11 protein-coding genes are annotated in these 12,249 nt (G+C 41.7%); 1 reads left to right on the top strand and 10 read right to left on the bottom strand.

Going from position 1 to position 12,249, the window contains the following annotated elements; all coding sequences use genetic code 11:
- Positions 1 to 113 precede the first annotated feature (113 nt).
- Entirely contained in the window at positions 114 to 1,223 is a 1,110-nt protein-coding gene (locus Q0Z55_RS09990; RefSeq protein ID WP_297427869.1) for an S-(hydroxymethyl)glutathione dehydrogenase/class III alcohol dehydrogenase, read from the bottom strand.
- 288 nt (positions 1,224 to 1,511) lie between these two features.
- On the opposite strand from Q0Z55_RS09990, the gene Q0Z55_RS09985 reads away from it, so the two are divergent.
- Positions 1,512 to 2,786 (top strand): NAD(P)/FAD-dependent oxidoreductase, encoded by a 1,275-nt coding sequence (locus Q0Z55_RS09985; RefSeq protein WP_297427866.1) that lies wholly within the window; start codon positions 1,512 to 1,514, stop codon positions 2,784 to 2,786.
- A gap of 115 nt (positions 2,787 to 2,901) precedes the next feature.
- Here the strand turns inward: Q0Z55_RS09985 and Q0Z55_RS09980 are convergent, their stop codons facing one another.
- The 9 genes from Q0Z55_RS09980 to Q0Z55_RS09940 form a co-directional block, all read right to left on the bottom strand.
- Positions 2,902 to 4,101, bottom strand: coding sequence for a glycerate kinase (locus tag Q0Z55_RS09980; RefSeq protein WP_297427863.1), 1,200 nt, complete (start codon positions 4,099 to 4,101; stop codon positions 2,902 to 2,904).
- 26 nt (positions 4,102 to 4,127) lie between these two features.
- Positions 4,128 to 5,570, bottom strand: a complete 1,443-nt coding sequence (locus Q0Z55_RS09975; protein ID WP_297427859.1) for an SLC13 family permease — start codon at positions 5,568 to 5,570, stop codon at positions 4,128 to 4,130.
- A gap of 244 nt (positions 5,571 to 5,814) precedes the next feature.
- The gene (locus Q0Z55_RS09970) at positions 5,815 to 6,684 is read right to left on the bottom strand and encodes a phytanoyl-CoA dioxygenase family protein (RefSeq protein ID WP_297427856.1); all 870 of its coding nucleotides are present in this window, start codon (positions 6,682 to 6,684) and stop codon (positions 5,815 to 5,817) included.
- Between the two features lie 26 nt (positions 6,685 to 6,710).
- Positions 6,711 to 7,553: a transporter substrate-binding domain-containing protein gene (locus Q0Z55_RS09965; RefSeq protein ID WP_297427853.1), complete on the bottom strand. Its 843-nt coding sequence runs from the start codon at positions 7,551 to 7,553 to the stop codon at positions 6,711 to 6,713.
- Between the two features lie 178 nt (positions 7,554 to 7,731).
- Entirely contained in the window at positions 7,732 to 8,724 is a 993-nt protein-coding gene (locus tag Q0Z55_RS09960) for an amino acid ABC transporter ATP-binding protein (RefSeq protein WP_297427850.1), read from the bottom strand.
- A 5-nt stretch (positions 8,725 to 8,729) separates the two neighbouring features.
- On the bottom strand, positions 8,730 to 9,242 hold the full coding sequence (locus tag Q0Z55_RS09955) for an ABC transporter permease subunit (RefSeq protein ID WP_297427847.1): 513 nt from the start codon (positions 9,240 to 9,242) through the stop codon (positions 8,730 to 8,732).
- 178 nt (positions 9,243 to 9,420) lie between these two features.
- Positions 9,421 to 10,560, bottom strand: a complete 1,140-nt coding sequence (gene argE, locus Q0Z55_RS09950) for an acetylornithine deacetylase (RefSeq protein ID WP_297427844.1) — start codon at positions 10,558 to 10,560, stop codon at positions 9,421 to 9,423.
- Between the two features lie 3 nt (positions 10,561 to 10,563).
- Positions 10,564 to 11,544 carry a LysR family transcriptional regulator gene (locus Q0Z55_RS09945; RefSeq protein ID WP_297427841.1) on the bottom strand — a complete coding sequence of 327 codons (981 nt, stop codon included), beginning with the start codon at positions 11,542 to 11,544 and terminating at the stop codon, positions 10,564 to 10,566.
- A 33-nt stretch (positions 11,545 to 11,577) separates the two neighbouring features.
- Positions 11,578 to 12,249 (bottom strand): DUF1028 domain-containing protein, encoded by a 672-nt coding sequence (locus tag Q0Z55_RS09940; RefSeq protein WP_297427838.1) that lies wholly within the window; start codon positions 12,247 to 12,249, stop codon positions 11,578 to 11,580.

The following is a 12,249-nucleotide window of genomic DNA, read 5'->3' as shown; positions in this document are numbered from 1 at the left end:
TGTGCTTATCAAATCTGCCATCAGAATAAGCCTCAATTTACAACAATGTAAAACTAGGCTTATCCATGATTCGGGTTCAACAAGTCTTATAAGATAATCTTAGACTTATACGTTTAAAAATGAATCACGCTTCGAATTGATTTTCCAGCATGCATTAACTCAAATGCATCATTGATCTGCTCTAGTGGCATGGTATGGGTTACAAAAGGTTGCAGTTGAATATCGCCTTTCATTGCCTCTTCGACCATTAAAGGTAATTGTGAGCGACCTTTAACTCCACCAAAAGCCGTACCTTTCCACGTACGTCCTGTCACCAATTGAAAAGGTCGGGTTGAAATTTCTTGACCCGCTCCTGCTACCCCAATAATCACCGATTGTCCCCAACCTCGATGCGTACATTCAAGCGCTGAACGCATCACATTGACATTGCCAATACATTCAAATGAGTGGTCTACGCCCCAACCGGTCATTTCCACAATGACCTGTTGAATGGGCTTATCATAATCATTCGGATTTAAACAATCTGTGGCACCAAATTCTTGAGCCAATGCAAATTTTTCAGGATTGGTGTCGACCACAATAATTTGAGCAGCTTGAGCTTGATGGGCACCTTGCACGACTGCCAAACCAATACCACCTAAGCCAAACACAGCCACGGAGTCCCCAGATTGTACTTTTGCGGTGTTATGTACAGCACCAATCCCCGTGGTGACACCACAGCCAAGTAAACACACATGTTCAGGATTTGCTTGTGGATTGATTTTGGCCAAAGAGACTTCAGCAACGACCGTATATTCTGAAAACGTTGAACAGCCCATATAATGATAAATCGGTTGACCTTGATAGGAAAAACGTGTTGTACCATCAGGCATGACCCCTTTGCCTTGTGTTGCGCGTACTGCTACACAAAGATTGGTTTTATCAGATTGACAAAAGACACATTCACCACATTCTGCCGTATACAACGGAATCACATGATCACCCGGTGCAACACTCGTCACACCTTCACCCACTTGCACCACAATACCTGCACCCTCATGCCCAAGTACAACAGGAAATACCCCCTCTGGATCATCACCGGACAAAGTAAAAGCATCGGTGTGGCACACGCCTGTATGGGTAATTTTGACTAAAACTTCCCCTACTTTGGGTGGAGCAACATCAAGTTCGACAATTTGTAAGGGTTGACCGGGAGCGAATGCAACTGCTGCACGTGATTTCATTTTTTATCCTAAGCTATATGGCACATTTATTTTTTTAAGCAAAATTAATAACAAACTGCCGAATATCATTGAGTGTGAAGTGATCTGTTGATCCAGTTATAGGCCGTTTATAAAAAACAAGCAATTCGGTTTTTTTGATGTATATGTTTTGCTTATATGATTTTCTAAAGCAATCACAAGCCCCTATATTAAAGCCATATCCATAACATTATTTTTAAAGTCATTGGCTTTAAATACCATAAAAATAGCCACTGTGGTCGTATAGGCTAAAGACAATAGGATAACAAAATGAAATTAGATCATTTAAATATTGATACGTTGGTGGTTGGCGCAGGCCAAGCGGGTGTTGCGATGAGTGAACATTTAACTCGCTTAGGCATCTCACATGTGGTGTTAGAAAAAAATCGTATTGCCGAAGCATGGCGTACACGGCGCTGGGACTCTTTAGTGGCCAATGGTCCGTGTTGGCATGATCGTTTTCCCAATATGGAATTTAATGCAGATCCCGATGCCTTTGTTCATCATGATCAAGTCGCAGAGTATTTCGAACAATATGCAAAAAAGTTTAATTTACCGATTCATACTGGGGTTAGTGTAAATAAAGTCTATAAATCCCCAAATCAACTCGGTTACACCGTTGAAACATCTCAAGGAACGCTATACGCACAACATATTGTGTCAGCCACTGGTGCTTTTCAAAAAGCGCTTATTCCTGCAATTGCGCCCAAACAACCAGAATTTTATCAAATTCACTCAGATCAATATAAAAATCCACAGCAACTGCCTGAAGGTGGGGTGTTGGTAATTGGTGCGGGTTCATCTGGCGTACAAATTGCCGATGAGCTTAATCGGGCGGGTAAAAAAGTCTACTTATCGGTAGGGCGCCATGAACGTCCACCACGCACTTACCGTAATCGTGACAATGTTTGGTGGTTAGGGGTACTGGGAGGTTGGGACTTTATGCGCAGTGATACAGGTCCTTTAAAGGGTTTTGCAGTCAGTGGTGCACATGGCGGCATTAATGTTGATTTTCGTGTGTTAGCCCAACAAGGCATCACATTGCTCGGTAGTACACAATCTTTTGCAGGACAAGTGGTTGAGTTTAAAGACAACTTAAAACACAATTTAGATGAAGCTGATAGTGCACTGTTGGCCTTCTATAATGAAGCCGATGCTTATATTAAAAACAATGGTTTAGATCTACCCGCTGAGCCGCAAGCACGTCAACTACTGCCTGATCCTGAGTGCGTGACTCAACCGATATTAACACTCGACTTAGCCGCGCAAAATATTAGCTCTGTCATTTGGGCCTCAGGTTTTGGTTATGATTTTAGTTGGCTACAGGTAGATACCTTTAATGAATTCAATCAACCGATTCATAAACAAGGCATTTCACCACAACGTGGCGTATATTTTTTAGGCTTACCTTATTTAACAGGCCGAGGCTCAAGCTTTATTTGGGGTGTATGGCACGATGCTAAATACATTGCCGAACATATTGATATTCAACGTAAATATAAAGATTATCAAACCGATAAAAACTTACTTAAACATTCCGCTTAAACATAAACCCAGCTATACACATCGACCGTTAGCAAAAGATGTGCATAGCTTTGGCGGCGGTATATCATTTATACGCTTATGTTAAACCTCATGTATTCAAGCCGATATAAAGACTTTAAACACAACGTTGTTGCTGTGCGATTTTCATGCCTAACAATACACTTTTAATCAAACGCTCAGTGGCCTGAATCATTAGGGTTTCGCTTTGAGTAATAGCATGTTCAAGCGACATTGGACGAGGCACAATTGAACTGATCGCATCTATGCCAATATCATAGATACAATGCGCCTCATTTCCTAGTGTACCGGCCAATGCAATCACTGGTTTATCATATTTGGCTGCCCGACGCGCAATTTCAGCAGGGACTTTGCCACGCAACGTTTGACAATCTATCGCGCCCTCCGCGGTAATCACCAGATCGGCATGCTGTATTTGTGCATCTAAATCATAGCCCAAAAGATCTTGACTTAAAAATACTTCAAATCTTGGACACAAGCTTGCGCCAATTGCAGCTAAACCTGCACCTAACCCTCCCGATGCGCCTGTACCAGATGCATAAGCAAAATCAAAGTTTTGTATTGGGTTTAAATGATTTTTTTTAAGCTGCTTTGCCCAATGTTCAAGGCCTTGTGATAGTTGTTGCACTTGATCAGGCGAGGCACCTTTTTGCGGGCCAAAAACAGGCGCCACACCTTGAGGACCACACAGAATATTAAAAGGATTAAGTGCCAGCTTAATTTCTACTTTGTGTTCACGTAATGGAGCAACAAGACTTGAATAGTCAATCTGTACCACTTGTTGTAAGGCTTGCCCACCAAGTTGCACTGCTTGACTGGCCTGATCTGTAATGTTGACCCCAAGCGCTTGTAACGCACCCATTCCTCCGTCACTGATTCCCGAATCCCCACAACCAACAATAATTTGTGTCGCACCTTCAGCAAGTGCAGCTTTGATCAATTCGCCCACCCCAAAACTTGTGGTGAGCATAGGGTTACGTTGCTCCAAAGGAATCAGTTTTAACCCTGCAGCAGCTGCCATTTCAATCACAGCGACATGTTGATAGGGCTGACCTAACATTGCAAAATAAGATGAAATTGGCTGTCCTAAAGGCCCCGTAATGGTTTTAGGTATAATTTTACCTTGGGTCTGCTGTGCTAAAATATGTGCAGTATCTTCTCCACCATCGGCAATAGGAATCGCTGTGATCATGGCAGCTGGCAAGCTCTTGGCCACACCAATTTTTATCGCTTCAGCCACTTGCGTTGCACTTAGAGATTTTTTAAAACCACTTGGTAAAATTAATATATTTCTCAAACTATTAGCATACATAAAAAATCAAATTATTCAGTCGATATCCATATTGGCATACCCATAAGTGGCCAAATCAAGAATGTAAAAATTAATAGCAACACAAACATGATGGGTGCTAAATAAAAGCTTAATTTCAGTAAATCTTCTGAATTAAACATAGACTGTGTTTCAGTTTGATGAAAAATTGCAATGGGTTTTGCCGATGAAGTGAAAGAATGGCAAAAACCAGCAGCAGTTGAAATAAAGGCAATTGCTATAGGAGAGACATTAAATTGTGGTGCAAGGCTTACTGCAATTGGAATTAACACCACAGAACGTGCTGAGCGTGACTGGATTAATAAATGAGCCAGTAAGGACAGCAGAATCATAGCGCTGGTAAACAGCACTGGTGCGCCCCACTGTTTGGCATCTATGTGTGTAAAAAGGGCTTGTGTTAGCCACGTCACAGCACCACTTTGAATTAAGGCTGCTCCCATCGTGAGCGTTGCTGCCATAAAAATTAACAATGACCAAGGCACTGTTTTCATCGCATGAGAAAACTTAATACAACCAACACCTGGGGTCGCCATCAAGAGTGCACCAAATAAGGCCACCATGGTGGCTGAGATATGATGCCATGGCTCTAAAAACCATAAACCCAAAATTAAAGCCAAAATACCAACAATACGCTTTTGCTCAGACGATAAGCCAACTTGCTCTGAACTAGGTTGTAGTGGCTTAAGTTGTAATAAATTAAGTGGCAAGCATCGATCTTGTGCGGTAGTAAAGAGTCGTAAAATCAGTTCGGTACATGCCAATGAAGAGATCAAGGCGAAAGGTAACCCTAAGTATAACCAATTGAGTAAGCTAAAACTGGCATAGCCTTGGTCCAATAAGATTTGATTGGTAATTAAATGTGCACCAGCACCAAAATAAGAACCGACTGCACTCAATAAAATAATTGATGGGCACAATAAAGCCAATGCTTTAATCAGGTTTGGATAAGCTTTTAAGCGATCAACTAAGGCTAAAAAAATTGGCAAAATAATTGCTGCACGACCTGAAGTCGACGGAATGATAAATGCCGAGAAGACAATAAAAAGGCTGAGCGTATAACATAACATACGCGGGCTATGCGCATATTGTAAAAGCTGAGATGAACAATAGGTGGCAATCCCTGTTTTTACCACACCTGCTGCAATGACAAAAGCTGCAATTAACAGCCACATAATGTCTTGTCCCCAAGACACATATAAGGCTGTCTCCTTAAGCGTACCACTAGTGATTAAAATAAAAACAGCTAAAACAGCAATATAGGTTTCATCTAGTTTGGTACACATCCATAACCACGTAGCTGTTAAAAATACTGTTAATGTGACAATCGCAGCATGATGGTCTACCTCTGCATGACGTGCGCTTATCCCTAAGAGCATATAGATGCAGATAAGTGGAACAATCGACCATAAAGGAAAGCGCAATAAGGAATTTAGCATCTTGAGTAGCAAGTCCTGCCGCTAAGCTTGCAAGTGACTTAACCCATTACAGTAAATCCAATACCAAGCCTAGCATTTATGTTTATAAAGTGAGCGAGCTCATCTATTTACACTGACTTCACCAATCAAGCAAGCCTACACTGGCTTAAAACTAAGCCAAGGCAGGGTATAAAAACGGTTTGTTTCATCTTCGACTGCTATAGCAAAAAAGAGCCTCAATTGAGGCTGTTATGTTGAATGTAGACTATGCGACCTCTAGCCCTGCTTGTTGCACAAAAAATGAGGCACCTTTAGGTTTTTGTGGCATTTTCAACTGATTGGCCGTCATGCGAACTTGACCACTTTCTCGGCCATATACCAATTGCCCTTGATGAATACTCGGCAATGGATTATCTGAGAGTGCCACGGCATCTTCGGCTGCATAGACACTAATAAACAAATAACGTGGCAATTGAGTATGGTTGGCACCGGATGCATGCAATAAACGCGTGTGCATAAAACACACCGAACCTGCAGCACCGGTACAGGATACATAGTTTTGACACTGCTGTGCTTCAACCCAATCTTCAACTTTGCCACTAAAGCGCCCATCTTGCCAATGATTAAATAATTCGCCTTTATGGCTACCGGGAATCACTTGCAAAGGACCATTTTCAGCGGTCACTTCACCCACCATCAAAAGTGCGTTAATCATGTCATCGTTGGTATGTGGGGTAAACGGAAAGTCTTGATGCCATTTTACGGTAGTGGCGGTGTGCGGTAATTTTGCATTCACCTTACTATGATGAAAACGAGTGCCACTGCCGCCAATCAATTGACCTGCCATATACGCCATCTCCGACTTTAACGCCGTATCAAAATAGGCTTTTGAAATTTCAGTGGGTGAACTTACCCGTCTGAGCGCAGGATGATCAGCGTTATGGTCACTTGGGTCTATATCAAAACGTGCACGTCCATCTATAGTTTCTCCATAGGCGTCTGTATAGGCTCGACTTTCATCCACCCAATTTTCTAGCTGATGGCGTAATGCAGTGAGTTGTTCAGGCCCCATCACATTTTCAACCACCAAAAATCCATCACGCTGAAATTGTTCAATTTGTGCTTGTTGTAACATCTTTTTTTCTCTCCCAATCGCCTATTTTATTTGTTCATTACAGCAGCAATGTCTGCTTCAGTTGGGGCTTGCAGGCCATAAGTATTGAGCAATTTTTCAAAATCACCGGAGGCTTTAAGTTTATTTAAGCCAGATTCAATCATTTGATAGGTTGCGGTATCACCTTTACGCACCCCAATGCCACCTACAATTGGGAAAAATTGTTCGGTTGAGCTAATTTTGACTTTCTCAGGCAAACTTTTGACTGCTGCCATCATAACTGCTGCATCGTCGTACTGAATATTTACCGCACGCGCCAGTAAGGCTTGCGTGGTTTGTGGGGAGGTTTCAAATTCACGTAAAGTAATGGCTGCTTTGCCTTGTGCCACGCAACGCTCTTTTGAGATTTCTTGAACTTGTGAGGCAAAGGCTGTACCTTTCATCGCCCCGACCACTTGACCACAAAGATCATTGGGTCCTTGTGGCAGTACCTGTGAGTCTTGACGCACCAATAAAGCAATATCGGTTTTGTAATACGGAATCATATCAATTTGTTCAAGACGTTCTTTAGTGATGTACATAGAAGAAAATAAAATATCAAATTTCTGCGACTTTAGACCTGGAATCAAATTGGCCCAACGAGTATCCACCCATTGGGTGCTATAACCTCCCTCAACTTGGGCAATTTTTTCCATCATTTCCACACTAAACCCACTTGGTACGCCATCTTGCAAATATTCATAGGGTGGAAAAGTTAAGTCTGAACCCACATTTAATGTTTTTATAGCAGCGGTTGCTGTGGTCGCTTGTGTGCTGTTTTCTGGTTTGGCACAACCTGCCAATAACAAAATACTGAGTATGCTGGTGGCAAAAATCGCGTTATATTTCATTTTAAATCCTATGGTTTAGCTTTAATTTATTGTTGATTTAAACTATAAAATAATCTTTACCATAATCCGATTAGGATTTTTTTACCTAGTGCTTTATAAAAAGAAAAGCCTTTGTTTTAAGTGCATTACAAACAAAAAAGCAGCCATTTTGGCCACTTTTTTCACATCAGTTTATGGTTTAAGCCGCTTTGGCAATAAATTTATCCAGACGTTGATGTTCAGCTTGTTTAAGGACATCTGGATGGTCATTTAAAACAATATGCCCACCTTCCATAAACACCACACGATCAGACACTTTAAAGGCAAAATGCATTTCATGGGTGACAATAATCATGGTAAGACCTTCGCTTGCCAACTCTTCAATCACCTTAAGCACTTCATTGACTAACTCTGGATCAAGGGCTGATGTGGGCTCGTCAAATAAGATAATCGAGGGTTGCATCGCCAAGGCACGTGCAATCGCAACACGCTGTTGTTGACCACCTGAAAGTTGATGTGGGTATTTATTGGCATGTTGTTTCATCCCAACTTTTTCAAGCATCGCAAGGGCGGTAATCTTGCTATCCAATACCGTTCCCATAGCATGATATAACGGCGCTAACATGACATTTTCCAAAATTGTTTTATGTGGAAATAAGTTAAAGTTTTGAAACACCATACCGACATTAACAATTTGTTGTTTATAGGCTGGAGAGTCTTCGGTTAACTCTTGGTCTTTTAAAAATGGCTGACCCAACAGATTGACGGTGCCGTGATCTAATTTTTCTAAACCATTTAAAGTCCGAATAAAAGTGGTTTTGCCAGAACCAGAGGGTCCAATAATTGAAATGACTTCACCCCATTTCACTTGCAGATCAATGCCTTTTAATACCTGTTGTTGACCATATGACTTATGAATATTGAGTGCTTCTAAAGCATATTCCCCTGTACGTTGTGTACTGAGTTCTTTACGAGCACGTACCGATGCTTGAGGGAGCTGATACAAAGGATCATCTTGATTTAATAAGCCGGGCTTACGTTGGCTAATATCAATTTTTCTTTCAAACCAATGAATCAACCAACCAAACAGCGTCACAATCAAGACATAGTAAAATGCCACTGCAAGCATGGTTTCCATCACCAAGAAATTTTGGGTATATAGGCGTTGCCCGATGAGTAAAATCTCTGTCAATGAAATCACTGAACCAATGAGGTCAATTTTACAATAGACACATATTCATTGCCTAAAGCCGGTAAAGCCACACGAAAAGCCTGTGGCATGACAATCAAACGCTGAATGCCTGAATACTTTAAGCCCAAGGCCTTACCTGCTTCGATTTGACCTTTATGAATTGAGCTTAAACCGCCCCGATGAATTTCGGCAATATATGCCGCTTCGCTTAAAATCATGGCAATTAAACCAGCCATAAAAGGCGATGCCAACAATACACTTGAACTGGGGAAAATCTGTGGCAAGTTATACACAAATACCAATAATACCAACAGCGGCAAACTACGAAAAAACCAGATATAAGTATCGCTTGACCAAGCCACCGCTTTAAAACGAGATTGTTTGCCTAAAGCTAAAACAAAACCTAAGACAATGCCCACAACCCAAACTAAAACACTCAGTTGAATGACGGTCCAAGTGGCTAACCAAAAATCTTGATGTGATAATAATGTGAATGTATATACCCAATTAAAATCCATTCATCGCCCCTATCTGCATATTTATTTTCTATTGCTTCAGTTATAGCGGAATTTAGCTGAATAAGTAATTTTGAAAATTTGATGCAATAGGCTCGTTTTTAAAAAGCAAAAAAAGACCTGATTTTCAAAAGGTCTTTGCTTTAAATTAAAAATTCGCTGTAATAAATGTGTTGCTGTATTAGCTCTGTACTATGCTCATCAGCAATTGATTTAAAAATGCATCGCACTGTTTTAATTGTTCAATCGACACATACTCATTGGGTTTATGTGCCACAGCAATGTCACCTGGTCCACACACCACCACAGGACAATCCAGTGCAGCTTGAAATAAACCGCCTTCAGTGCCAAAAGAAATATTACCGATTGAGGTATCCTCAGGCAGCAGCTTTTGCATAAATTGTACCGCTTGAATAGTCGATGAGGTTTTTAGCCCCGGATATTGATTGATTTCTTCAATCTGTATATGCGCATTCACATGTAGATCCATTTTTTCTAAAATTAAAGCTTGAATATCATGGCTACGATCTTGCGCCAAATGCCGAATTTCATAATCTACAACACATTGATTGGGGACAATATTTAAGGCTGTTCCACCTGCTATTTTCCCTACATGGACAGTGCTGTAAGGAATATCATAACCGTGATCTTGCGCACCGTGATGGTGTAAATGCTGTTGTACTTGTTGCAGTGCTTGTACCAAATGACTGGCCACATGAATGGCATTGACATAACGCGGTGCCAATGCTGAATGACCTTCTTCACCACAACAAGTGGCTCGAAACACCGTTTTACCCTTATGTGCCAACGCCAGTTGCATCATAGTGGGTTCGCCAATTACACACAGTAGTGGTGGCCTAAGCGTGGCTTTGAGTTGCTCTAAAATACCGCGCACGCCAATACAGCCAATTTCTTCATCATAAGAAATACATAAATGTAGAGGATGCTTTAAAGACTGTTGCTTGGCCTTTAGCATACATACAATCGCGCAGGCTAAAAAACCTTTCATATCGGCTGTGCCGCGTCCATAAATGAGGTTATTTTTATGCGTAGCAACAAACGCAGGTGTGTCCCACTGCTGCCCCTCGATCGGCACTACATCAGAATGACCTGAGAGTAAAATACCCGGCTGATCTACAGGACCAATGCTTGCCAAAAGGTTGGCTTTGTTGTGCACTGCATTGAAATTGAGGGTCACCTCAATCCCATTTTGTTGCAGTAGCCCTTGAATATAAAAAATACACTCAAGATTACTTTTATATGAGGTGGTATCAAAAGCAATTAATGTGGACAAAATCTCAATACTGCTTAGGTTATTCATGCATTAAGCCTCTTGCAGCGCAGGTTTAGTTTTGACATGTGCATCAAAAAAATGTGCATCGCCCATACCGGGAATATATTGATTGGATAAAAAAGCACGACAACGGCTAATAAAAGCTTGCGCTACGGTGTTTAAGTTGGCATTTTTAGCGGTCGCTAAGCCAATTTTCATCGGACGATGCTCACCTGCAATTCTTAAACGCACTAAGCGTTTCCCATCCAGCGAATAATTATTCTTAGGACGCACATTTAAAATGGTATAACCCAAATTATTGGCCACCATTGAACGCACCACATCCATATGGCGTGATGAATGCGCCACTTGTGGACTGAGCTTTTGTTGTCTAAATAAAGATAGAAAATAGTCGTTGCTGTAAGGCATGTCCAACAACACCATAGGATAGGTGGCCAACTCATCTAACGTCACGGCGGCACTTTTTGCTAAAGGATGCGCCTCACTGACCAAAACATGGGGTGGCAATACAGCAAGTGGCTCAAAATGAATCAAATCTTGATCAATATTTAAGTCATAGCTGAGCACCACATCTAACTCACTGCGACTTAAGCTATTGAGCAACACCTGTTGGTCATCTTCACATAATTGCAAGGTGACATTTTTATATAAATGGGTAAACCCATGAATGATTTCAGCATAAATCATGGGTGAAAATGCACTAAAACATCCCAATTTTAAGGGTCCACGGATCGAACCTGAGAAATCTGCTGCCAAAGCATATAGACTGTTGGCCTGACCTAAAATGACTTTACACTCTTGCATTACTTGTTGGCCAATGTTGGTTAACATCAGGCCTTTGGCATGCTGACGAATAAACAATTGCACCTGCAATTCTGATTCAATATGCGCAATCGCCGCAGAAATAGAGGGCGATGAAACATGAATTTTCTCTGAAGCAATAATGATACTTTCACTTTCAGCAGTGGCAACAAAATATTGCATTTGGCGTAATGAAATTCGATTTAGCACGCGTGTACCCTTGGTTTATGCAAGGTTGAAGACCTATTGTTCGCCTGGAACGCCATAATTTGGTGCACCACCCGGATCGAGTGCCCGACTGACATAAGCTTCAACTTGCGGTTCATATAATTTCCACAGTTGATCAAGATCCTCAATTGGAGTCTCAGACCAATCAACACGTAAATTCACCACAGGCCATTCAAGTTTATCTACCACCAATAGACCTGCAGAATGAACTGGTCCTGCTTCTCCTCCTGCGGCTAACCCAGCTTTGAGTGCCTGCATTAAGCGCTCCGCCAATGGTCCTTGGCGGTGTTCAAAAGCTGTTACCATAGCTTGGGGTACTGAGCTGTTGGCCAATAAATTTCCTGCACCAACAGCATGCTCACCTATGCACTCAGAATGCACACCCAAGGTGTATTTGCCACTAAATGCAGCAGGCTTTTCCTTGGCATTCAGTACACTTAGCTGGCGATACTCAATAAAATCAGTATTTTTGACCAATTCAGCAATCGATTCTTCTGGGGCCAGATCATATTTGGTCATATCTAGCAAAATGTTTGCCAAGTATGGGTCGGTAATGTTCTGCGATGTGGCAACACCCACCCCTGCTTTGGCTTGAATGCAGCGCGCGGCGACCGCAGGTGAAGACGAGCTGATTGCAGCGCCAAATTGCCCTGTTTTATGGCAACGCGCAATAATTGAAAATGTCAT

It is taken from the genome of uncultured Acinetobacter sp. (assembly GCF_947626835.1).
GTDB lineage: Bacteria > Pseudomonadota > Gammaproteobacteria > Pseudomonadales > Moraxellaceae > Acinetobacter.
The sequence above is the reverse complement of the archived record's forward strand: the minus strand, read 5'-3'. Positions and strand labels throughout refer to the sequence as shown.